This window comes from Pseudomonas sp. JV414 (assembly GCF_032424305.1).
Taxonomy (GTDB): domain Bacteria; phylum Pseudomonadota; class Gammaproteobacteria; order Pseudomonadales; family Pseudomonadaceae; genus Aquipseudomonas; species Aquipseudomonas lini.
The window spans coordinates 137,118-160,084 of sequence record NZ_VYKC01000017.1; the positions used below are offsets into that span (position 1 = coordinate 137,118).

Below are 22,967 nucleotides of genomic sequence, written 5' to 3' on the forward strand. Positions count from 1 at the left end.
ATGCTATAGTTCGCGCCCTCATTTTTATCCCCGATGTGTTACCCGCCCACCATGACCAAACGTGAAGCTCCAATCTACAAGGTGATTTTCCTCAACCAAGGCCAGGTGTACGAAATGTATGCCAAGCAGATCTATCAAAGTGATCTGTGGGGCTTCCTGGAAGTGGAAGAGTTCGTCTTTGGCGAGCGCACGCAAGTGGTCGTCGATCCGAGCGAAGAGAAGCTCAAGGCTCAGTTCGAAGGCGTTGTGCGCAGTTTTGTGCCGATGCATTCGATTGTGCGCATCGACGAGGTCGAGCGCCTCGGCACCCCGAAAATCAGCGAAGCCCGTGGCGCGGTCGGCAATGTCATGCCGTTTCCGATGCCGATGCCTGAGAAGTAGTCTTCGAGACCGGGTGGCTCCCTTCGCGGGCAAGCCTCGCTCCTACAGGCCAGCGCTGCCCTTGTAGGAGCGAGGCTTGCCCGCGAAGAGGCCAGAAAGACCAACGCAGAATTTAAGGCAGTGGCGAAAACGGCGTACGCCCATCGGCGCTTTGCAATTCCATCAGGTATTTACGGAAAATTTGCCCCAGCACCTGGGTCGCGACTTCCAGATCTTCGCGGGGCATTTTCTCGGCGACTTCGTCGGCGGTGTCCAGTGCCTCTTCGGCACCGTTGACCGCGGCCATTTTCAGCACGATATACGCCTGAACGTTATTGGCCGGTACGCCTTCGCCGTGGAAGAACATGGTGCCGAGTTTGAATTGCGCCTGGGCGTGGCCTTGCAGCGAGGCCTTTTCGAAGTAGCTCAGGGCTTGATTGAGGTCGCGCGGCGCGTTTTTGCCGTCGTAGTAGAACTCACCCAACTCGTATTGCGCTTGCGCATCCCCTTCATCCGACGCTTTCTGACAGGCGGCGAGCGCTTGTGTCAGGTCTTGCGGCTGAGTATTGAGGGTGCAGCGACCCATCGCCGGGATCAACAACGAGTTGCCGCCTGCTTGTGCGAGCGCGAGCAGGGGCTGAAGGAGCAACAGGCAGCCCAATGCAAGGGTGCGGCCGGTGCGGTTCATGGGAATCGACTTACCTCTGAGGGGCGCGTGGACCCATCGAGGGATCCAATAAGCGCGCATTATGAAATAAGCGGGGCCAACCTTACAAAGTCTTTACTCGTTTTTCTGCTGCGCGGGGAATATATCGCCCAATTTGCGGGGAATTATTGGCAGATGAGTAAGAAAAAGGACGCGAATGTAGGTGAAAGCTGACGCTGGCAATAGCCAACGTCAGCGTCGCTGCTTTATTTCAGTGCGGCGAATGCACGCTCGGCGGCGTCCAGCGTCAGTTTCAACTCTGTTTCGCCGTGGGCGATCGAGGTGAAGCCGGCTTCGAAGGCGCTTGGCGCCAGGTACACCCCACCTTCGAGCATCAGGTGGAAGAAACGCCCGAACAGGCCGGCATCACTGGCCATCACATCATCGAAGGTCACAATGTCGTCGGCGCCGCTGAAGTACAGACCGAACATGCCGCCCGCCTGAGTGGTCACGAACGGAATGCCGGCGGCATCGGCGCGCTGTTGCAGGCCATCGAGCAGGCGGCTGGTGTAGTCGCTCAACTCGGCGTGGAAACCAGGACGACTGATCAGGCGCAGAGTGGTCAGGCCAGCCGCCATCGCCAGCGGATTACCCGACAACGTGCCGGCCTGGTAGACCGGCCCCAGTGGTGCGATCTGCTCCATGATCTTGCGTTTGCCACCAAAGCAGCCAACCGGCATGCCGCCACCGATGATCTTGCCGAAGGTGCTCAGGTCCGGCGTGACGCCGTAATGGGCTTGGGCACCACCGAGGGCGACGCGGAAACCGGTCATCACTTCGTCGAAAATCAGCACCACGCCGTGCTTGTCGCACAGGGTCCGCAGGCCTTCGAGGAAGCCCGGTGCTGGTGGTACGCAGTTCATGTTGCCGGCCACTGGTTCGACGATGATGCAGGCCACGTCCTGGCCGACTTCGGCGAGCATGGTTTCTACCGCGTCGATGTCGTTGAACGGCAGCGTCAGGGTGTGTTTGGCGAACGCCGCCGGTACACCGGCCGAGCTCGGCACGCCTTGGGTCAAGGCGCCGGAACCGGCCTTGACCAGCAGGCTGTCGGAGTGACCGTGGTAGCAACCTTCGAATTTGATGATGCTGTCACGGCCGGTAAAGCCACGGGCCAGACGGATAGCACTCATGGTTGCTTCGGTGCCGGAGCTGACCATGCGCACCATCTCCATCGACGGCACGATCGAGCAGACCAGATCGGCCATTTCGGTTTCCATCGCGGTCGGGGCGCCGTAGGACAGGCCGTGTTCCAACTGTTTGCGCACCGCGTCCAGCACGTCCGGATGGCTGTGGCCGAGAATCATCGGCCCCCAGGAACCGACGTAATCCACATAACGCTTGTCGTCTTCGTCGGTGACGTAGGCGCCTTCGGCGTGTTTGAAGAACAACGGCGTGCCGCCAACGCTCTTGAACGCGCGAACAGGCGAGTTCACGCCTCCGGGAATGTGTTTCTGGGCATTGGCAAACAGGGTTTCGGAACGAGACATGATCGGGCTCTCAGAAAATCAGGATTTGAATAATTCATTAAAGGCGCGGGCGCGGCGCGTCACTTCAGCCGTGCTCTCGGCGCCAAACAGACCATGCACCACCGCCAGCAGATCGACCCCGTGGGCCACCAGTGGTGCTGCGTTATCCAGGGTTATGCCGCCGATCGCGCAGATCGGCAGATGCAATTTGCTGCGGGCCTGATCAAGCAGTTCGAGGCTGCAGGCCGGTGCGCCGGGCTTGGTGTTGGAATTGAAGAAGCGGCCAAAGGCGACGTAGCTGGCGCCTTCTTTGGCGGCTTGTTCGGCGAGTTCGAGTTGCGCATGGCAGGTCGAACCAATGATTGCCTGACGACCGAGCAGTGCCCGAACCGGCATCAGCGGGCCATCGGTCTGGCCCAGGTGCACACCGACATTCAAGCGCGCAGCCAGTTCGGCGTCGTCGTTGATGATCAGGTGGGTCTTGTAGCGTTCGCACAGGTCGCGCAGGGCTTCGGCCTCGCGCAGGCGGCGGGCCTCGTCGCTGCTCTTGTCGCGGTATTGCAGCAGGGTGACGCCGCCCTCAAGCGCCGCCTCCACGTACGAAAGAAATTTCCCGGCCAGTAACTGGCTGTCGGTAATGGCGTACAGGCCACGTAGTTTCATCGGACAAGCCTCACCGCAATACTAATAAAAAGTTACGAACAGAAGTCCAGTGGCAAGCGGCGCGGCACGAACTGGCCTTTGCCCAGCTGCTCCGCATCACGCAAGGTGCGCCAAGTGTAGTCAAGCGCGCTCTTTACGGCACTGGCGAGATGTTCGCCCTGGGCCAGGCGACCGGCAAGGGCGCTGGCCAGCGTGCAACCGGAACCGTGATAGCTGCCGGGCAAGCGCTGGCAGGTAAAGGTTTCGCGGCGACCGTCGCGGCTGTACAGGCGATTGTGTATTTCGTGTTCGTCGCCATGACCGCCGGTGATCAGCAGGTGTTTGACGAACGGCAGGAGTTTTTCAGCGCACTCGTCCGCGGTGCCTTCGGGCAGTTCGGCGAGGATGCGGGCTTCGGGAAGGTTGGGGGTGGCAATGATCGAAAGCGGCAGCAGGCGTTCGCGCATGGCGTAGCCGACTTCGTCCTTGCCCAGTCGTCCGCCGCCACCGGCGCGCAGCACCGGGTCGCAGACCACCGGCAAATGCGGGTGCGCTGAAAGCAGTTCAACCACGGTGTCGACCATTTCCAGGGAGCCGAGCATGCCCAGTTTGACGGCGGCGACTTCGGAGTCGTTGAGCACGGCGTTGGCCTGGGCCAACACCCACTCGCGATCGAGAACGCGGAAGTCAGTGACGTTGACGGTGTCTTGCACGGTCAGGGCGGTGACGGCCGGAGCCGCATGACAACCCTGAGCGAGCAGGGCTTCGATATCTGCCTGCAAGCCGGCGCCACCACTAGGGTCGTGGCCGGAGAGACAGAGGACAACGGGGCGAGAGCTGTAGATATTCATGGTGCGCGAGCTTACCACCAAACATGTTTTTTCGGGTGTTGTGGCAGGCATCGCGGCCGATACATCGTGGTGAGGGGGCTTGCCCCCTAGCCACAAGTAATCGCTACGCGCTGAGGCATTGTCACAACCTGACCAAGCCAACAGCTCTAACTCAATGTGTAGCGCTGGAACGCCCGTGCTAGAGCCATTGTGGGAAAAATTTCAATGGTGTTCAATGGCCATCAACGGCTATGCTAGAGTGGATCCAAACCAATAACAGGTAATACCGGTTTTACGTCTACTCAAAAGGAATGGGGGGCTTCCTGACACAACCGGACAGGCCACGCTGGGGCTTAAATGCGCTATTTGCTGATGTTGCTGTTGTGCTTGCCCCTCCTGGCGAGCGCCGTCGAATTCGACGAGTTCACCCAGAGCCTTCCCCTGGGCCGAACGATGCAGGTTTATGAAGACGCGGGCGGTCAGGCGACCATCGCCGATGTCCGTGCGCAAGTGGCGGCCGGGCGCTTCAAATCCCACGATAAAGCCACCCTGAACGCCGGTTATTCGCGTTCGGCGTTCTGGCTGAAAATCGACTTGCAGTACCGCCCGACCAACCCGTCGGCGCAACGGACCTGGTTGCTGGAGTTGGCCTATCCGCCCCTCGATCACCTTGATCTGTACTTGGCCGATGCTGGCGGTGACTATCAGTTGGTCCGACAGACCGGCGATGCGTTGCCGTTCGCCACTCGCGAGATCCGCCAGAACAACTATCTGTTCGATCTGAACTTTGCGCCTGGGCAGGCGCAAACCGTGTACCTGCGCCTGCAAAGCCAAGGGTCGGTTCAGGCACCTGTCACCTTGTGGTCGAGCACCGCTTACCTCGAACAGCAGCCGGTCCGCCTCTATGTGCTGGGGCTGATTTACGGTGTGTTGCTGGGGATGCTGGTCTACAACCTGTTCATCTTCCTCAGCGTGCGCGACACCAGCTACCTCTATTACATCGTCTATATCGCCTCGTTCGGCTTGTATCAGCTGTCGGTGAATGGCGCGGCCGTGGAGTATTTCTGGCCGAACAATCCGTGGTGGGCCAACGCCGCGACGCCGTTCTTCATCGGCTGTTCAGGATTGTTCGGCAGCCAGTTCGCCCGCAGCTTTTTGCAGACGGCCACCCTCAGTCGCTGGCTCGACCGTTTGCTGCTGGCGTTGATTGCGTTCAGTGCGCTGGTGGTCGGGTTGTCATTGATGACCAGTTACGCCCTGGCCCTGCGTCTGGCAACGCTGCTGGCATTGGTCTTTACCGTAGTGATTTTCGCCGCCGGGATTTTCGCCTGGTGGCGTGGCCTGCGGGTCGCACGGTATTTCATCATCGCCTGGTCGGCGTTCCTGCTCGGTGGCGTCGTCAATACCCTGATGGTGCTGGGTTATTTACCCAACGTATTCCTGACCATGTACGCCAGCCAGATCGGCTCGGCGATCGAAGTGGCGCTGCTGTCCCTGGCCCTGGCCGATCGCATCAACGCCATGCGCGAGCAACAGGCCCAGACGTTGTTCGATGCCGGCCAGAAGCTAGAAGTACTGAACCAGCAACTGGCTCACAGTAACAAGCTCAAGGACGAATTCCTCGCCACCCTGACCCACGAACTGCGCACGCCCATGAATGGTGTGATCGGTTCGCTGGAGTTGATGCAGACCGTCGAGATGGACCCGGAGCTGGAGCAATATCAGCAGACGGCTGCAGGTTCGGCACGGGACATGATGCGCATGGTCAATGGCATCCTCACCCTGACCGAATTGCAGGCCGGCAAGCTCAAGGCCTATCCGGACGTGTTCAGTTTGCGCAGTGTGGTCGAGGCCTTGCGCCTGCAGTTCGATGGCAATGCGTCGAGCAAGTCGCTGGACTTCAAGGTCGAGGTTGCACCGGGGCTCCCGGACCGCTTGCACGGCGACAGTGACAAGTTGACGCAATGCCTGGAATGCCTGCTGGATAACGCGATCAAATTCACCCGGGTCGGCGGGCTGGCGTTACGGGTGACGGGCAAACCGGTGGAGTCCGATCGGCTGGCGCTGTCCTTTGCGGTGATCGACACCGGCATTGGCTTTACCGATTTGGGGGCGGCAACGCTGTATCAGCGCTTCTTCCAGCTCGACGGCTCGATGACCCGTGAATACGGTGGCCTGGGCGTTGGCCTGGCCATTTGTCGGCAACTGGTCGAATTGCTCGGCGGGCGCCTGAGCCACCGCTCGGAACCGGGGCGTGGTAGTCGCTTTCAACTGGACGTTGAATTTGAGCTGCCGGTGGTGGAATCTGCGCCTTCGATTATCCGGCAAACCTCCCACCTGCGTTTGCCTCAGGACTGCACGGTGTTGCTGGTCGACGACAACAGCATCAATCAATTGGTGATGCGTGGCATGTTGCTCAAGCTTGGGTTCCGCGTGCGCACCGCTGACAGCGACGTCGCCGCGCTCGATCACTTGCAGCGTGAAGCCGTTGACGCGGTGCTGCTCGACTGTCAGCTGCCGCCTCTGGACGGCGCCTCGATCTGCTGTCGGATCCGCGCCTTGCCAGGTTGTGCCGAATTACCCGTGTTCATGATTGCCCTGAGTGCGGACCGGGCCTATTGCCCGAGCGACACCTTGGTCGACTACTTGAGCAAGCCGGTGAAATTCGAGGACTTGCAGGCGGCGCTCTATCGGCGGGTGCTCTGTCCAGGGCAAGGCGAAAGCGCCGACAGTTAGGCAGATATGCCACTTTGTTCAACCTCGGGGCGGTGCTTAACTGAAAGTCCCTTGGCTGACCAAAGGAGCCCTGTCATGAACCTGCATCAGTTCGCCGAAACCCACGAAGTCACCAACCAGCCACCGTCGCTGGACGGTACCAACCTCTATCGCATCGACCTGCCTTTGCAGGAGTGGTCGCGGCGTTTCGATGCCGGTTGGGCCGAGTCGCGGATTGACGCTTACGGCGCATTGGCCGGCGGGTCGCTGATGGAGGCGGGGTTTGCGGCCAATCAGAACAAACCGGTGTTCGTCAGCCATGACCGTTACGGCCATCGCATCGATCTGGTGGAATTTCACCCGGCCTACCACGAGTTGATGCGCACGGCGGTGGAGCATGGCCTGACAGGCTTGCCCTGGACCGACCCACAACCGGGCGCCCACGTTGCCCGCGCGTCCATGACCTATTTGCACAGTCAGGCTGAAGCCGGCAGCGGTTGCCCGCTGACCATGACCTTCGCCAGCGTCCCGGCGATGCGCCTGCAACCGAATCTGGCCGACCAATGGTTGCCGAAAATCCTCGCCACCGAATACGACTCACGCAACGTCGGCATGGCCCACAAGGCCGGGGTCACCATCGGCATGGCCATGACCGAGAAACAGGGCGGCACCGACGTGCGGGCCAACACCACCAAGGCTTATCCGGTCGGCGCCAGTGGTCCCGGTCAGGCGTATGAACTGGTGGGCCACAAGTGGTTCTGCTCGGCGCCGATGTGCGACGCCTTTCTGACCTTGGCCCAGACCGACAAAGGCTTGACCTGCTTCCTGCTGCCGCGTCATCGACCGGACGACACGCGCAATCAGTTCTACATACAGCGGCTGAAGAACAAACTCGGCAACTGGTCCAATGCCTCCAGCGAAGTGGAGTTCCGTGGCGCCCTGGCCTGGATGGTCGGCGAAGAGGGCCGGGGCGTTCCGACCATCATCGAAATGGTTGCCATGACCCGCTTCGATTGCATGGTCGGCTCCAGTGCGCTGATGCGCCAGGCGCTGACCCAGGCCAGCCATCACTGCGCCCATCGCAAGGTCGGAGGCAAGTTGCTCAGCGAGCAACCCTTGATGCAAAACGTACTGGCCGACCTGGCCCTGGAAAGCGAGGCGGCGTTGGCCTTGAGTTTGCGCATGGGCCGGGCGCTGGATCATCTGGATGACGACCGCGAAGCGAAATTCGCCCGGCTGGTGACGGCGGTGGGCAAGTACTGGATCTGCAAACGCGCGCCCGCGATGATCAATGAGGCTGCCGAATGCATGGGCGGCGCCGGTTATGTCGAAGAAAGCATCCTGCCGCGTCTGTACCGTGAGGCCCCGGTCAACTCGACGTGGGAAGGTTCTGGCAACGTGCAATGCCTCGACGTGTTGCGCGCGCTGTCGAAAGAGCCGGGCGTGCTTGATGTGTTGTTCAGCGAGTTGGGTGACGGTCATGGCGACAAACGCCTGGCCGCGCACATCAGCCAGTTGCAGGCAGCGTTCAAGGATACCGCCGACATTCAATACCGCGCCCGCCAGCTTACCGAAGACATTGCTTTGGGGCTTCAGGCCAAGCTGTTGCTGGAGGCGGGGAATGCGGCGGTTAGTGATGCTTTCATCGCCAGTCGCCTGGGTTCGGCCGGTCGGGTGTATGGAACGTTGCCGCGCGGACTGGATGTGGAAGCGATTGTGGCCCGGTCGACTCCGCAAGGGTTTTGACCACAATTTGATCAACAGCACTGAAACCTGTGGGAGCGGGCTTGCCCGCGATAGCGGTTCAACATTCAACATTGATGCTGTCTGACCACACCGCTATCGCGGGCAAGCCCGCTCCCACAGGGTTTGTCTGTGTCCGGAATTGATGTGCAGCCAACACGCCACTGTTCCCGTGAAGCGACGATGCAGGCAAGATGAAGGTCTGCAAGTCAGAACACAGGAAGCTGATCGTGACCGAAGCGTTTATTGTCGTTCAAACCGCCGAGCAAGCCGTGGATCGGCTTGCTGCCTTGCACGAGCGTGCAACCACAGCGCTGAATCAGGCGCTCAAGCGTTATCTCAAGGATCGCGTCGAGCCGGACGCGGAGCAGCGTGCTCTGTTTCGTTACCCCGAGTTGCGTCTGACCTACCTTTGCCAGGGCGAAGTCCCACAGACCACTCGCGCCTATGCCAAGGTCCAGTTACCGGGAACTTACAGCGTCACCGTCACCCATCCCCGCGCTTTCCGCAAATACCTGCTGGAGCAACTTGTTCCGTTGATGCACGACTTCACCGTGACCGTGGAAGTCGGCGTCAGTCAGCAGAACATTCCTTATCCGTACGTGGTCGAGCAGGGCGATGAACTGGCCGGCTCTGGCGTCACGGCGGCGGTGCTGGCTCGAGTGTTCCCGAGTACGGATTTGTCGGCCGCGACCGATGGCATCGCCGATGGCTTGTACGATTGGGAAAACACCGACCCGCTGCCGCTGGCCCTGTTCGACGCCGCGCGGGTGGACTTCTCCCTGCGCCGACTGGTGCACTACACCGGCAGCGACTGGCGCCATGTGCAGCCATGGATTCTGCTGACCAACTACCACCGCTACGTCGACCAGTTCATCGTTCATGGTCTTGAGCAACTGCGCAACGATCCGCGTTTTGTGCGCATGGTGTTGCCGGGCAACGTGATCATCGAAAAGGGCATGGACCACGGCGAGGCGTCAGCGATTGCCGCAGGCGTGGTCTGGCATCGTTACCAGATGCCGGCCTATCACCTGATCGCCAGCGACGGCCATGGCGTGACCCTGGTGAACATTGGCGTCGGCCCGTCCAACGCCAAGAACATCACCGACCACCTGGCCGTGCTGCGTCCGCATTGCTGGCTGATGATTGGCCACTGTGGCGGCTTGCGTCAGTCGCAGACCATTGGCGACTACGTGCTGGCCCACGCTTATATGCGCCGCGACGGGATTCTCGACCGGGTTGTGCCGCCGAACATTCCGATTCCGGCCTTGGCCGAGGTGCAGATGGCGTTGCAGCAAGCGGCGGCCAACATCACCGGTGAGAAGGGCGACGAGCTGAAGAAGCGTCTGCGCACCGGCACCGTGTTGACCTACGATGACCGTAACTGGGAACTGCGCTGGGCGCAGGAGCGTCCGCTGATCAACCTGTCCCGCGCCGTGGCGGTGGACATGGAAAGCGGCACCATCGCCGCGCAGGGTTACCGCTTGCGGGTGCCGTACGGCACGTTGCTCTGCGTATCGGACAAACCGTTGCACAGCGAAATCAAACTGCCGGGTTCGGCCAACGCCTTCTATGAACGCGCGGTCAGCCAGCACTTGAAGATCGGCATCGAAGCGGTGGATCTGTTGCGCACCGAACTCAACTCGCTGCACTCGCGCAAACTGCGCAGCTTCGACGAACCGCCGTTCCGCTGATTGTTCTCATGGTCATTTAGCGGTCAGGGCACTAGCATTAGCAGCCCTGACCGTTAGATTCCATTTCCCATGTCTCGTCCCCCACGTCCCGTTTCCCGTCGCCCTGGCGTGAAGCCTGTGCCATCCTCTTCCGCCCCGCGCCGTGTCGCCAAAGCGCCGCCGGCCGAGCCGAAACTGATTCTGTTCAACAAACCTTTCGATGTGCTGACGCAATTCAGCGACGGCGAAGGGCGGGCGACGCTCAAGGATTTCATCGAGATTCCGGGAATCTACCCGGCAGGGCGGCTGGACCGCGACAGCGAAGGCTTGCTGTTGCTGACCAATGACGGTCAGCTTCAGGCGCGAATTGCCGACCCGAAACATAAATTGGCCAAGACTTATTGGGTACAAGTTGAAGGTGAGCCAACCGCTGAGCAGTTGCAGCGCTTGCGTGATGGCGTCGAGCTGAACGACGGCATGACGTTGCCGGCCGAAGCGCGACAATTGGATGAGCCTGAACTGTGGCCGCGCAACCCGCCAGTGCGCTTTCGTAAAAGCGTGCCGACCCGTTGGCTGGAGCTGGTGATTCGCGAAGGCCGCAACCGTCAGGTACGGCGCATGACCGCGGCGGTCGGCTTGCCGACGTTGCGTCTGGTGCGGGTCAGAATCGGTGACTGGTCGATCGAAGGGCTCGATCAGGGCCAGTGGAAGGAAGTGCCGGCGCGCTTATAGAGTGCCGGATTCGATCATGCCGATCACCACGCCTTTGATCACGAATGCGGCCACACCCAGCCCCAGTACGAAGAACAGAATGAACGAGCCGAAGCGCCCGGCCTTGGATTTTTTCGCCAGATCCCAGACGATGAAACCCATGAAAATGATCAGGATGCTGACCAGACCAGTCATCATCCACTCTTCGAGTACTGCAGGATCCATTGAACATCTCCAGCGTGGGTGGGGCTAAAAAGGGCGGGGGGAGTATACGGCAAGGGAGATTGACGGATCATTGACCTGCGGCAGTGTGTCGCGGCTATTCGTCGCCCAGCGCACTCTTGTAGGAGCTGTCGAGTGAAACGAGGCTGCGATCTTTTGATTTTGCTTTTTAAAAACAAGATCAAAAGATCGCAGCCTCGTTTCACTCGACAGCTCCTACATAGCTCCTACAGAAGCGCGTCTCAGCTGCGTAGATGGGTTAGAGGCAATTCAGTGCTGTTGAGCACCTGATTCAACACAAAACTCGACCGCACGCTGGTCACCCCTTCAATCCGGGTGAGATGCCCCAGCAGCAGTTTCTGATAGTGATCCATGTCCGGCACCACTACCTTGAGCTGATAATCCGCATCCATCCCCGTCACTAGGCTGCATTCCAGTACCTGCGGCAAGGTGCGAATGGCGGCTTCGAAGTTCTCGAAACGCTCGGGAGTATGGCGGTCCATGCCGATCAGCACGTAGGCGGTCAGGCTCAGGCCGAGCATCTTGCGGTCCAACAGGGCGACCTGACGGGTGATGTAACCGTCGTCTTCCAGTTGCTTGACCCGCCGCGAGCAAGGCGAAGGCGACAGGCCGATGCGTTCGGCCAGCTCCTGATTGGAAATACGCGCGTCGCGCTGTAATTCAGCCAAAATGCTCAGGTCGTATCGGTCGAGTTTGCTCATCAATCAGGCCTTTGTCATAACTATTGCGGCGGATTATCTATCTTGAGGTAAAAATTGCGCAAGTGATGTTTATTTGAGCAATCTTCGCAATCCTCTGTCGTCGCCCCGGGCCTATTCTTATCACCAGAATCACTGCTCGGACAAACAGTCCAGTGCGGCTCGCCCAATCAGGCCAGCTGCGGTCGCCACCCCCACCGGGGATGTGTCGGCCCCCGAGCTACACACTGTCCAGAAGACGGCGTGAGGTGAGCCGACGTCATAAGCGTCGAGCACGGACGAAGTTCTCAAGGGGAGGCCGACGGGTCTCCCTTTTTTATTGCCCGGAATTTGTGGGCGACCCTCAATAAATAAGTTGCGTGACTGATAACCTGTTGCAGAACCGGCCTGCGCTTTCCCAGTCTTACGTACAGGCCCTAACCCGCAGTGAGGAAAAGCATGAAGTCGCGCATCTGGCGTTTGGCCGGTGTTGGTTTGCTGTGTGTGAGTGTCACTGCGCAATCGCTTGCCGACGAGCCGCAAATGCGTGGGCCTGATGATGGGCAACGTGGGCCGGATCATCAGGGGCGCGGCCAGGGTCATGACGGTAACAATCAGCCACGCCGGCAGAACAACGAAATCATTCGTGGCGACAACAGCCGCCAGTTCGAGCTCCACGACCAGAATCAGGGCGGCGAGCGGCAGAACCGTCCGTCGCACGATCCCAATGTTCAGGGCCGACCGCCGCAACAACCCAGTAACAATCTGCCGATCCAGGGCCGGCCCGACACCGTGCGCCAGACCCAGGAACCCCGGCGTGGCTACTATCAGGACGAACCGCGGCGCAACAATGACAACCGGAATTGGCAGACTGGCGGTCAGGGCTCACGTCATGATGATCGTCGCTGGCCCGGTCGCCCGGATGGGCGCGGCAATGGCTGGGGCCCCGGTCCGCAGTATCGTCCGGGGTACGTGATCGATCGCTTCCCGGAGCGCAATTACCGCGTGCCGTATCGTGGCCAGGATTATTTCTATTCCGGCGGTTACTGGTATCGCCCGCAAGGCCCCCGTTATGTGGTGGTTCAACCGCCTCGCGGGATTCGTGTCCGCTACTTGCCCGATTACGCCCGTGAAGTGTGGATCGGCGGGGCACTGTTGTTCCTGGCGGCCGGCGCGTATTACGCCTACCAGGCGAGCACGCAGGAGTACGTCGTGGTCGAACCCCCCGTGCAGCCGCAACCGGTGAGCAGTGGTTATGACGTGGTGGCGTATCCGGCCAACGGCCAGTCGCCAGAGGAGGTCAGTCGGGACGGTTACGAGTGCTATCGCTGGGCCGTGGAACAGAGCGGCTTCGATCCGCGTGCCGTCACCTATCAACCGGCCCCGTCGGTGGTGCAAGTTTACCGACAGGCCCAGGGCAACTGCCTGAGCAGTCGCGGTTATCAGGTGAGTTACTGAGCCCTGGCGGCTTTCACCACTTCCTGCGGGTCGGCGTGCACCAGCACTTCGGCTCGCGGGTAGGCGGTGTGAATCGCATCGGCGGCTTGATCGCTGATGCCGTGGGCGACTGACAGCGTCAGCTCCCCCGGCAATTCCAGGTGCAACTGCACGAACCACTGGTTACCGGAAATTCGTGTGCGCAGGTCATGGGCGCCTAAAACTCCCGGTACGCTGCAGGCCAGTTCAAGCATGTGCTGGCTGACATCCGGCGGCAGCTCTTCATCCATCAGCACCGCAAAACTTTCCCGGGCGATATGAATGGCGCTCCAGAGGATGTAGGCGGCAATCCCCAATCCGAACCAAGGGTCGACTTGATGCCAGCCAAAACCGGCCAGCACCAGCGCCACCAAAATGCTGCCGTTGAGCAGCAGGTCTGAGCGGTAATGCAAGGAGTCGGCGCTCACGGCGTTGGAACCGGTTGCCTTGATTACCCGATGCTGCAACATCAGCAGGGCCACGGTCAGGGCGAGGGAGAACACAATCACCCCGATGCTGAGCCACGCTGCGCCTACCGGCTCTGGATGCTTCAACCGCTCGATCGCCTGCAAGGCAATCAGCACCGCACTGCCGCCAATGAACAGCGCCTGAGCCATGCCTGCCAATGATTCGGCCTTGCCATGCCCGTAACGATGATCGTCGTCGGCCGGGCGCAAGGCGTAATGCACGGCCAAAAGATTGAGCAGCGAGCTGACGCCATCGAGTGCCGAGTCGGTCAGCCCGGCGAGCATGCTCACCGAACCACTCAGCCACCAGGCGATGGCTTTGGCGACGATCAATATGCACGCCACCGCCACCGAGGCGCGCGTCGCCAGCCGCAGCAGGCGGGCGTGTTCGGTACTGGTGGTCATAGGTGCGGCTTTTCCTTTTAGTGCGCAGATTACGCGGCGGGTTGCAGGCCGAACATGGCCAGTTGCTGGGTGCTGCCCTTGTGCTGGATCAGGCGTGGATCGTCCAGCGGGAAGCTGCGGCCCAACTCAGTTTCGAGAATAGTCTGCAACTTGTGGTTATCGACCTTGCCGTCGGCACCGATGGCTTCCTTGAGTTTTTCCGGAGCCACCTGAGCGGTCCGGCTGGGCTCGAAGTAAATGGCGCCCGTGGCGAAGTCCACCGCAAAGGCGATCAGGCCCGGGATGATGTAGAACAGCAGACCCACAGCATCCAGCGCGGCGATGGCCGGGTCGATCTTGCCGTCGATCTGACCTCGACGATCGGGGTAGAAGATCGTGCCGCAGGCAGTCATTTGGGTCAGCAAGGTCGCGACCAGTACACCGCCAATCAAGCGAAAGGGAGCACGCATGTGAAATCTCCTGAGTTATCTGGAAACGAAGGGGCGTCTGTATGAATTAGGACCGCGACAAACACCGAGCAGTTCGCCGTTATACTCGTGGCTCTGTTTTGGAGCCAGCATGATTTCTTTGCCGATTGATGAAGTTTTACCCGCCCTGCGTGAAGCCCTCGCTACACGCCACGAAGCCGTGCTTGAAGCACCGCCCGGCGCCGGTAAAACTACCCGTGTGCCTTTGGCCTTGCTCAATGAGTCGTGGCTGGCCGGGCAGACCATTCTGATGCTCGAACCGCGCCGGTTGGCCGCGCGGGCGGCGGCGGAGCGGTTGGCCAGTGAACTGGGCGAGAAGGTCGGTGAAACCGTTGGTTACCGCATTCGTCTCGACAGCAAAGTAGGCCCCAACACTCGGATCGAAGTGGTTACCGAAGGCATCCTCACCCGGCGCTTGCAGGATGACCCGGCGCTGGATGGCGTGGGCTTGCTGATCTTTGACGAATTCCACGAACGCAGTCTCGACGCCGACCTGGCGTTGGCCCTGAGCCTGAATGGCCGGGAGCTGTTTCGTGACGATCAGCCGCTGAAAATTCTGTTGATGTCGGCAACGCTGGAAGGTGAACGCCTGGCCGGGTTGCTTGATGATGCGCCGATCCTGCGCAGCGAAGGTCGCATGTATCCGGTGGCAATGCGTTGGGGCCGGCCGTTTCAACCGGGTGAATTTATCGAGCCCAGGGTGGTGCAGACCATCCTCGACGCGCTGAACGACGAGACCGGTAGCCTTCTGGTGTTCCTGCCGGGGCAGGCGGAAATCCGTCGGGTGCATCAGCAGCTTGCCGATGCACTGGGCGATAGCACACAGGTTTTGCTTTGCCCGTTGCACGGTGAACTGGACTTGGCGGCGCAACGCGCGGCGATCGATCCGGCCCCCGCCGGCAAACGCAAAGTGGTGCTGGCCACCAACATCGCCGAGACCAGCCTGACCATCAACGGTGTGCGCGTGGTGATCGATGCGGGGTTGGCGCGTGTGCCGCGTTTCGATCCGGGCAGCGGCATGGCCCGCCTCGATACTCAGCGTATTTCCAAAGCCAGCGCCACGCAGCGCGCGGGCCGGGCAGGGCGATTGGAACCGGGCGTGTGTTATCGGTTGTGGTCGCAGGATCAGCACGAGCAACTGGCTGCCTACGCCAGTGCGGAAATCCTCTCGGCGGACCTTGCCGGGCTGGCCTTGCAACTGGGTCGTTGGGGCGTGACACCGGGTCAGTTGGTTTGGCTGGATATCCCGCCCGCAGCGGCTTATGCACAGGCTCAGGATCTGCTTGAACGTTTGGGTGCGCTGGAGGGGGACGCGCTGACCCGACACGGTCAGGCCATGGCCGAACTGCCGGCTCACCCACGGATCGCGCATTTGCTGTTGCGCGGTCAGGCGCTCGGCTTGGCCGACATGGCCTGCGATGTCGCGGCACTGCTCGGCGAGCGAGATATTTTGCGTGGCGCCGGGGCGGATCTGCACAGCCGACTGGTGCTGTTGTCCGGCGAAGAACGGGCCGCACGCGGCGCTCAGGGGGGTGTTCAACGGGCCCGGCAACTGGCGCGGCAGTATCGCGGTTATCTGCGGGGCAAAGCGTCGGAGCCGGTCAGCGATCCTGAGCATCCGCGCTGGCTTGGCGCGTTGCTGGCGTTGGCTTATCCCGATCGGGTCGCCCAACAGCGGCGGGCCGGTGGGGCGGAATATCGATTGGCTAATGGTCGTGCGGCACTGTTTGCCGAAGCGGACAGCTTGATGAAGCAACCGTGGCTGGTGATCGCCGATCTGGGCAGTCGTCAGGGCCAGCGTGAGGAACGGATTTATCTGGCGACGGATTTCGATCCGGCGTTGTTCGATTCGGTGCTGGCCGAGCAGGTGCGTTGCGTCGATCAACTGGATTGGGATGAGCGCGAAGGCGTGCTGCGGGCCGAGCGTCAGCGCAAGGTTGGCGAATTGATTCTTAGCCGTGAGCCGCTGACCGGGCTCGAAGAAAGCGCCCGCAGTCAGGCGCTGGTGAACCTGGTGCGGCGCAAAGGTCTGGAGCTGTTGCCGTGGACTCCGGAACTGCGTCAGTGGCAGGCACGAGTTGCGTTATTGCGGCAGTTGGACCTTGGCAGCAAGGGTGAGAGTGAGTGGCCGGATGTCAGCGACACCGCTCTGCTCAAAAGTCTCGAACACTGGTTGATGCCCTATCTGGGGAAAGTCTCGCGCCTCAGTCACTTCGCTAACCTGGACTTGTCGAGCATTGTTCACAACTTGTTGCCGTGGCCGCTGCCGCAACGGCTCGACGAACTGGCGCCGCATCACCTGAGCGTGCCTTCGGGTTCATCGATCCGTTTGGATTACAGCGAGCAGCCGCCGATTCTGGCGGTGCGGTTGCAAGAACTGTTCGGCTTGGCCGAGACGCCGCGCATTGCCGGTGGCCGGCAAGTGGTGAAACTGCATCTGCTGTCTCCGGCGCGGCGACCGGTGCAGGTGACTCAGGACCTGGCGAACTTCTGGCGCAGTACGTATGCCGAGGTGAAGAAGGATTTGAAGGGTCGGTATCCGAAGCACTACTGGCCGGATGATCCGCTGGTGGCCGAGGCGACGGCGCGGATCAAGCCTCGTAAAAGCTGAAGATCAAAAGATCGCAGCCTTCGGCAGCTCCTACATTGGAATGCGATCCCTTGTAGGAACTGCCGAAGGCTGCGATTTTTTTCACTAACGCCGCAAATCTAAGGCGCGGCCGGCAACAGAAACCGTGCAATCACCGGCAAGTGATCGGAAATCCGTAACGTATCGTCCTGCCGCACCCGCGCTTCGACCCGTTTGAGGTGCGGGCTGTAAAACAGGTAATCGACGGTCCGGTCCGGGCCATTCAAGCCTGGATCATTCGGGTAATGCGTCAGCCATTGCGCCCGGTCGATACCGCTGGCTTCGTTGTTGGTGGGGATCATCGGGTATTTGTCCCACAGCACATGCAGCGCGCTGTCGGCGGAGTAGGGCGTGCGTTGTTCAGCGGGCAGGCGTCGATACTGGCCCAGCGGCAACAGGTTGAAGTCGCCACCGATCAGCCACGGCGTGCCGCGGCTTTCATACTTGTCGAGGACCTTGGCCACGGCCGTCACCTGGCGTTGCAAGGTTTCGTCGAGCGCGGTGGTGGCACGTTCCAGATGGGTGTTGAACACGGCCATTTGGCCGCCGTTGCTCAATGGCAGGTGAGTGACCAGCAAGGCGTTTTTCGGCTCGAACTGACGGCTGATGAAATGGGTCGGTGCGACCGGTAATTGCAGGCGTTCGGCGTGTTCGATCTGGTAGCGGCTCAGGGTTGCCAATTGCCGGCCAACGCTTCCGTAGATGTGCGGTTCAGGCACGAAGTCGGCTTTCCAGTCGAAGGTTTGAGCGCTGCACGGATACAGGTCGGTGACTCGATCCTGAAGCAATTTGAACTGGTTCTGGTAGTCACTGGCCTTGGCGTCGTCATCGAGCTCCTGCAACAGCACGATGTCCGGTTGCTCGTCGCGAATCACCCGCGCCACTTCGTCGAGGCTGAAGGCCATGTCTTCAGGTGTAGGACGCTCGTCGTTCCCCGCGGCCAGGTCGTTCCAGAACACGTAGCGCTTGCCTGCCAGATACTGGACGTTCCAGGTCATCACCTTCAGTGCCTGGCCGGGCACCAGCGTCGGCGCCTGGGCGTTGCAACTGATTGACAGCACTTCCTTGGCTTGGGGGCGCCAGGTCAGGTTGTAGATCAGCAATGCAATCAGGCCAATGGCAATCAGCAAGCACAGCAGGGTGTAGCGCAGTAGACGGGTCATGGCTCGGCTTATAGCGTTACAAAATTGACCCCGAGCATAACCGAGAGCATCGCCCAGGCCCAAGGGTAGAGCGCTCAGAGCGCTCCGTCAGCTTTCTCGGGTGCATCGGCGATCAGCATGAACAAACGGAACACCACCACGCTGGTGAACAGCTGCAGAAAGCTGTGGGCGCTGTCGATCAGCAGCGAGATCACCGGGTTCTGCGGATCAGGGTAAACCGCCAGCGTCGCCCCCTTGAGTACCCACAGCGGGGCCATCACGCACAAAATGCACACCAGAATCCGCAGGAAGTTTCCGCGGGTCAGGCGCAGGCTTTCCTTCATCGCCGCCAGCGGTGCCAGGCCGCGCAGCACCAGCAGGTATTCGCCGAACGCCAGCGTCACCATCAACCAGATGCCCGGCAGGAAATACAGCGACAGGCCGATCAGGATCAGCAGTGTATTGAGGGCGGTCAGCAGGGCGAAACGCGGCCACAGGGTCGCGGAGGTCGCCAGCAAATCGCGGGTGCGCGGCGATTCGCCACGGCTGCGGGCATCGAGAAACAGGATCAGCGCGGCGGTGTACAGCGGATACACCAGCAGGCCGACCAATACACTGATGCCGGGGAAGCCGTCAGGCTCGGTGGAGTGGTCGACCACTTGTTGCAGCAGCGCCTCGAAAATCACCAGCGGCAGGCACAGCTGCACGATCTGGCGCAGATTGCGCTTGAAGAAATACAAAGAGTCACGCAGTACTTCGAACGGATTCATCAGTCGGTATCGCAGGTTGAAAGCAGTGCCTCACTTTAACCGATGAACCCCTTTGGGACGCAAACGTAAACGTTCGGTAAAGGTCATTGAAACATTCTGTATCAGCCCCATTACTGGTGAGCACCTTATCCACCGTGGATGAGGGCGACGATTTTCCCGGCAATCTATGAGGTCGCCATGAACAGCGAAGAACAAACCCTGATCGATGGACTGTTTTCCCGGCTGCAACAGGCCGAAACGGATTCAGCCCCGCGCGACGCCCAGGCCGAAGCGCGGATCAAGGAGCACCTGACTCGCCAGCCAGCGGCGGGCTATTTCATGACCCAGGCGATTCTGGTGCAAGAGGCAGCCATCAAGAGCCTCGACGAACAGAACAAACAACTCACCCAACAAGTCCAGCAATTGCAGGCTGAACTGCAATCGGCCAAGGCTCAGACGGCGGCCCCGGCGCCGAGCGGCGGTGGCTTTTTGTCGAGCATCTTCGGTGGTAGCTCCCGTGATCCGCAGCCTGCGCCGACTCAAAGCGCAGCTCCGTCGAATGGCGGCTGGCGTGAACCGGGGCGGCCGTCGTTCAACTCGCAGCCGCCACAGCAAACCTTCGGTGCGCCGCCTCAACAGAACTACGCCCCGCAACAACCGGTCGGCAGTGGTTTCCTCGGCGGCGCGTTGAAAACTGCAGCGGGTGTGGCCGGTGGCGTGATGCTGGCGCAAGGCATCAGCAGCCTGTTCCAACACAATCAGCAGCCGGAAGTGGTTGAAGTCATCAAGGAACAACCGGCTCAGGTCAACGATCAGAGCGACAGCGGCAATGATCAGCGCGTGGCTGACAACTCCAGCGACGAAGGCGGATTCGCCGACGCTGATTACAACGATGACAGCTCATCGTTCTTCGGTGGCGATGACGACTCCTTCGTCTGATACATCTGTGGCGAGGGAGCAAGCTCCCTCGCCACATGGCCGATTATTCGCGGAACAATCCTTTGGGCTGGCATACTGGGCAACTTTTCAGGCCCTGGTGCCTGAACCTGCCCGCGCTTCGGCACGCTAATGAGGATGTACGGTGAAAAAAATCGCAGTGTTCGCCGATGTCCAGAACCTCTATTACACCGTGCGTCAGGCTTATGGTTGCCACTTCAACTACGCCGCGCTGTGGGCTGACGTCAGTAAAGAAGGGCAGATCGTCGAGGCCTATGCCTATGCGATCGATCGTGGCGACAGCAAGCAGCAGCAGTTTCAGCAGATCCTGCGCAATCTCGGCTTCATCGTGAAGCTCAAACCCTACATCCAGCGCAGCGACGGTTCGGCCAAAGGCGACTGGGACGTGGGCATCACCCTCGACATCATGGATGCCGCCGACCATGTCGACGAAGTGGTGCTGGCCTCCGGTGATGGTGATTTCGACATGCTGCTGGAACGCATCATCAGCAAGCACGGCGTGCAAGCGGTGGCCTATGGCGTGCCCGGTCTCACGGCCAATTCGCTGATCCGCGCCGCCAGCCGTTACGTGCCGATCGAAGGCGCGCTGCTGCTCAAGAATTGATTTTTACGGAGTTGAAACAGGTTTGGAACGCATAGCAGTCATCGACTTTGAAACCACCGGACTCTCCCCGAGCAGCAGCTGCCGGGCCACGGAAATTGCCGTGGTGATTCTTGAACAGGGGCGCATCGTCGAGCGTTATCAAAGCCTGATGAACGCCGGCGTGCGAGTGCCGGCCTTTATCGAGCAACTCACCGGCATCAGCAACGCCATGCTGCGCACCGCGCCCTCGGCCGAGCAGGTGATGAACGAGGTCAATGAATTCGTCGGCATCACACCGCTGCTGGCGCACAACGCTGCGTTCGACCAGAAGTTCTGGGACTACGAGCTCGGACGAATCAAGCGCACACGCTTGCAGAACTTTGCCTGCTCACTGTTACTCGCCCGCCGCCTGATGCCCGCCGCGCCGGACCACAAACTCGGCACCCTCACCACGTTCGCCAGCCTGCCCAATACCGGCAAGGCTCACCGGGCCATGGCCGATGCCGAAATGGCGGCCAACCTGACGGCGCACTTGGCTGAAGAGTTGCGGCGCAAGCATGGGTTGCGGGAGTTGTCCCATGATCTGCTCGTCAGTTTGCAGAAAGTGCCGGCGGCGAAGATCAATGAGCATTTGAAGCGGCATCGTGGGTTCTGACAGAAACACCACTGAACCCCTGTAGGAGCTGTCGAGTGAAACGAGGCTGCGATCTTTTGACTTTTAAGATCAAGATCAAAAGATCGCAGCCTCGTTTCACTCGACAGCTCCTACAAGAGAACTATTTGCCATTCCCTTCCAACTGCCCCAACGGCACACGCTTTTCAATGGCGCTGGACAGCACGATCGAGGTCTTGCTGAACCCGAACGTGGCGATCCGGTTGATCAACTCTTCCAGCTCCGGCATCGAGCCCACCGCCGCTTGCATGATCACGCAGGGGTCGCCGGTGACGCGATGGCATTCGGTGAGTTGTGGGATTTTGATCAGTTCGTCGTAGGTTTTCTGGTTGCCGTGCTGATTCAGGCGCAGTTCGATGACGCACTGGATCGGTAGGCCGAGTTTGGCCATGTCGACTTTCGCCTGGTAGCCGGTGATCACCCCGCAGGTCTCAAGTTTGGCCACGCGCTCGGCCACCGCCGGAGCGGACAGGTTCACCTTGCGCGCCAGCTCGGCGTAGGACGCACGACCGTTTTCCAACAGGGCGCTGAGGAGCATGCGGTCGTATTTGTCCATCATGGCATTCCTGAAAAAAGGCTGACTTTCGAAAGCACGGTTTATAGCGCTGAACTCCGTGTTTTGAAAAGTGTACTGGCGCTATAAACAGGTTTTGTAACTTATTTTCTGCCGTTGGCCTTTCTAGAATAGCTGCTCTCTTTGTCTTGTTCTCGAGCTGCCCATGCCTGGCATACGCCGTTTTTCCTTACCGCTGATCGCTGCTTTTTTCGCGCTGTACGTGATTTGGGGATCGACCTACCTGGTGATTCGCATCGGCGTGCAGTACTGGCCGCCGTTGTTGCTCGCCGGTATCCGCTTCGTGATCGCCGGGACGTTGATGTACGCGTTCCTGCGTTGGCGCGGGGCACCTGCACCGACGTGGGCGCAATGGAAAGCGGCGGGGATCATCGGGATTTTACTGCTGACCTTCGGTAACGGTGCGGTGAGTGTCGCCGAGCATACGGGCGTGGCCTCCGGCGTTGCGGCGTTGGCGGTGGCGACGGTGCCGCTGTTTACCTTGCTGTGTGGATATTTCTGGGGCGCGCGTAATACCCGTCTCGAATGGGCCGGGATTGTGCTCGGGCTGATCGGCATCGCCATGCTCAACCTCGGTTCCAACCTGCAATCGAGCCCATTGGGCGCGGCGTTGCTGGTGTTCGCGGCGGCGTCCTGGGCTTTCGGTTCGGTGTGGAGCAAACACTTGCCGTTGCCGCAGGGCGCGATGGCAAGTGCCGTGGAAATGCTGGTGGGCGGCGTGGTGTTGTTGATCGGCAGCGCGGTGAGTGGCGAGCATCTGGAGGCCATGCCGCCGATCGAAGGTTGGGCCGCATTGGCCTATCTGACGTTCTTCGGTTCGATCATTGCCTTCAACGCCTACATGTACCTGCTGAAACACGTGCGTCCGGCGGCGGCCACCAGTTATGCCTACGTCAACCCGGCGGTGGCGGTGTTGCTGGGTATCGTATTTGTTGGCGAGACCATCGGTATCGAAGAAGCGCTGGCCATGACAGTGATCATCAGTGCCGTGGTGTTGATCGGGTTGCCGCAGTGGCGCCGAGGTGCCAATCGGCCTGCGGTAGTGGTGCCGACAGAATCCCGCGCGAATTAGGGTA

At 60.4% G+C, this 22,967-nt stretch carries 22 protein-coding genes; 11 read left to right on the forward strand and 11 right to left on the reverse strand.

Annotated elements, in window-relative coordinates; translation table 11 throughout:
- The first annotated feature begins 51 nt into the window (after nt 1-51).
- The gene (locus F6R97_RS18435; RefSeq protein WP_007894425.1) at nt 52-381 is read left to right on the forward strand and encodes a DUF1820 family protein; all 330 of its coding nucleotides are present in this window, start codon (nt 52-54) and stop codon (nt 379-381) included.
- Between the two features lie 112 nt (nt 382-493).
- Here the strand turns inward: F6R97_RS18435 and F6R97_RS18440 are convergent, their stop codons facing one another.
- From F6R97_RS18440 to F6R97_RS18455, 4 genes are all read right to left on the reverse strand, one after another.
- Nucleotides 494-1,048, reverse strand: coding sequence for a tetratricopeptide repeat protein (locus F6R97_RS18440; RefSeq protein WP_008070087.1), 555 nt, complete (start codon nt 1,046-1,048; stop codon nt 494-496).
- A 224-nt stretch (nt 1,049-1,272) separates the two neighbouring features.
- Nucleotides 1,273-2,556 (reverse strand): glutamate-1-semialdehyde 2,1-aminomutase, encoded by a 1,284-nt coding sequence (gene hemL / locus F6R97_RS18445; protein ID WP_050681410.1) that lies wholly within the window; start codon nt 2,554-2,556, stop codon nt 1,273-1,275.
- 18 nt (nt 2,557-2,574) lie between these two features.
- Nucleotides 2,575-3,198, reverse strand: coding sequence for a thiamine phosphate synthase (gene thiE / locus F6R97_RS18450; protein WP_008070084.1), 624 nt, complete (start codon nt 3,196-3,198; stop codon nt 2,575-2,577).
- A gap of 32 nt (nt 3,199-3,230) precedes the next feature.
- On the reverse strand, nt 3,231-4,028 hold the full coding sequence (locus F6R97_RS18455; protein ID WP_008012635.1) for a hydroxymethylpyrimidine/phosphomethylpyrimidine kinase: 798 nt from the start codon (nt 4,026-4,028) through the stop codon (nt 3,231-3,233).
- A gap of 336 nt (nt 4,029-4,364) precedes the next feature.
- Here F6R97_RS18455 and F6R97_RS18460 point away from each other — a divergent pair, with 336 nt between their 5' ends.
- The 4 genes from F6R97_RS18460 to F6R97_RS18475 all read left to right on the forward strand — a co-directional run bounded on the left by F6R97_RS18460 (nt 4,365) and on the right by F6R97_RS18475 (nt 10,870).
- Nucleotides 4,365-6,743: a 7TM diverse intracellular signaling domain-containing protein gene (locus F6R97_RS18460; protein WP_315866901.1), complete on the forward strand. Its 2,379-nt coding sequence runs from the start codon at nt 4,365-4,367 to the stop codon at nt 6,741-6,743.
- 75 nt (nt 6,744-6,818) lie between these two features.
- Nucleotides 6,819-8,468 carry an acyl-CoA dehydrogenase family protein gene (locus tag F6R97_RS18465; protein ID WP_315866902.1) on the forward strand — a complete coding sequence of 550 codons (1,650 nt, stop codon included), beginning with the start codon at nt 6,819-6,821 and terminating at the stop codon, nt 8,466-8,468.
- Between the two features lie 191 nt (nt 8,469-8,659).
- Nucleotides 8,660-10,159 (forward strand): AMP nucleosidase, encoded by a 1,500-nt coding sequence (gene amn / locus F6R97_RS18470; protein ID WP_161794734.1) that lies wholly within the window; start codon nt 8,660-8,662, stop codon nt 10,157-10,159.
- A gap of 69 nt (nt 10,160-10,228) precedes the next feature.
- Nucleotides 10,229-10,870: a pseudouridine synthase gene (locus F6R97_RS18475; RefSeq protein ID WP_315866903.1), complete on the forward strand. Its 642-nt coding sequence runs from the start codon at nt 10,229-10,231 to the stop codon at nt 10,868-10,870.
- Here the strand turns inward: F6R97_RS18475 and F6R97_RS18480 are convergent.
- Nucleotides 10,865-11,074: a DUF2788 domain-containing protein gene (locus tag F6R97_RS18480; RefSeq protein WP_052967423.1), complete on the reverse strand. Its 210-nt coding sequence runs from the start codon at nt 11,072-11,074 to the stop codon at nt 10,865-10,867. The two genes, F6R97_RS18475 and F6R97_RS18480, sit on opposite strands and share 6 nt — an antisense overlap.
- A gap of 239 nt (nt 11,075-11,313) precedes the next feature.
- Nucleotides 11,314-11,793 carry an Lrp/AsnC family transcriptional regulator gene (locus tag F6R97_RS18485; RefSeq protein WP_007894448.1) on the reverse strand — a complete coding sequence of 160 codons (480 nt, stop codon included), beginning with the start codon at nt 11,791-11,793 and terminating at the stop codon, nt 11,314-11,316.
- Between the two features lie 435 nt (nt 11,794-12,228).
- On the opposite strand from F6R97_RS18485, the gene F6R97_RS18490 reads away from it, so the two are divergent.
- Entirely contained in the window at nt 12,229-13,227 is a 999-nt protein-coding gene (locus F6R97_RS18490; RefSeq protein WP_315866904.1) for a DUF6515 family protein, read from the forward strand.
- Here F6R97_RS18490 and F6R97_RS18495 read toward each other — a convergent pair.
- Nucleotides 13,221-14,117: a cation diffusion facilitator family transporter gene (locus tag F6R97_RS18495; protein WP_315866905.1), complete on the reverse strand. Its 897-nt coding sequence runs from the start codon at nt 14,115-14,117 to the stop codon at nt 13,221-13,223. The genes F6R97_RS18490 and F6R97_RS18495 overlap by 7 nt on opposite strands.
- A gap of 29 nt (nt 14,118-14,146) precedes the next feature.
- The gene (locus F6R97_RS18500) at nt 14,147-14,566 is read right to left on the reverse strand and encodes a polyribonucleotide nucleotidyltransferase (RefSeq protein WP_315866906.1); all 420 of its coding nucleotides are present in this window, start codon (nt 14,564-14,566) and stop codon (nt 14,147-14,149) included.
- A gap of 109 nt (nt 14,567-14,675) precedes the next feature.
- On the opposite strand from F6R97_RS18500, the gene hrpB reads away from it, so the two are divergent.
- The gene (gene hrpB / locus F6R97_RS18505; protein ID WP_315866907.1) at nt 14,676-17,195 is read left to right on the forward strand and encodes an ATP-dependent helicase HrpB; all 2,520 of its coding nucleotides are present in this window, start codon (nt 14,676-14,678) and stop codon (nt 17,193-17,195) included.
- 98 nt (nt 17,196-17,293) lie between these two features.
- On the opposite strand, the gene F6R97_RS18510 is transcribed toward hrpB, so the two are convergent.
- Both F6R97_RS18510 and F6R97_RS18515 read right to left on the reverse strand, forming a co-directional pair.
- Nucleotides 17,294-18,376 carry an endonuclease/exonuclease/phosphatase family protein gene (locus F6R97_RS18510; RefSeq protein WP_048396453.1) on the reverse strand — a complete coding sequence of 361 codons (1,083 nt, stop codon included), beginning with the start codon at nt 18,374-18,376 and terminating at the stop codon, nt 17,294-17,296.
- 74 nt (nt 18,377-18,450) lie between these two features.
- On the reverse strand, nt 18,451-19,125 hold the full coding sequence (locus tag F6R97_RS18515) for a YciC family protein (protein WP_038981414.1): 675 nt from the start codon (nt 19,123-19,125) through the stop codon (nt 18,451-18,453).
- 177 nt (nt 19,126-19,302) lie between these two features.
- Here F6R97_RS18515 and F6R97_RS18520 point away from each other — a divergent pair, with 177 nt between their 5' ends.
- The 3 genes from F6R97_RS18520 to F6R97_RS18530 all read left to right on the forward strand — a co-directional run bounded on the left by F6R97_RS18520 (nt 19,303) and on the right by F6R97_RS18530 (nt 21,299).
- Nucleotides 19,303-20,043, forward strand: a complete 741-nt coding sequence (locus F6R97_RS18520; RefSeq protein ID WP_050681417.1) for a DUF2076 domain-containing protein — start codon at nt 19,303-19,305, stop codon at nt 20,041-20,043.
- A 142-nt stretch (nt 20,044-20,185) separates the two neighbouring features.
- On the forward strand, nt 20,186-20,665 hold the full coding sequence (locus F6R97_RS18525; RefSeq protein ID WP_030129509.1) for an NYN domain-containing protein: 480 nt from the start codon (nt 20,186-20,188) through the stop codon (nt 20,663-20,665).
- A gap of 22 nt (nt 20,666-20,687) precedes the next feature.
- Complete coding sequence (locus tag F6R97_RS18530) at nt 20,688-21,299, forward strand: PolC-type DNA polymerase III (protein ID WP_038981417.1); 612 nt, start codon at nt 20,688-20,690, stop codon at nt 21,297-21,299.
- A gap of 121 nt (nt 21,300-21,420) precedes the next feature.
- On the opposite strand, the gene F6R97_RS18535 is transcribed toward F6R97_RS18530, so the two are convergent.
- On the reverse strand, nt 21,421-21,873 hold the full coding sequence (locus F6R97_RS18535; protein WP_038981418.1) for an Lrp/AsnC family transcriptional regulator: 453 nt from the start codon (nt 21,871-21,873) through the stop codon (nt 21,421-21,423).
- A gap of 163 nt (nt 21,874-22,036) precedes the next feature.
- On the opposite strand from F6R97_RS18535, the gene yedA reads away from it, so the two are divergent.
- Nucleotides 22,037-22,963 (forward strand): drug/metabolite exporter YedA, encoded by a 927-nt coding sequence (gene yedA, locus F6R97_RS18540; RefSeq protein ID WP_038981419.1) that lies wholly within the window; start codon nt 22,037-22,039, stop codon nt 22,961-22,963.
- Nucleotides 22,964-22,967 lie beyond the last annotated feature (4 nt).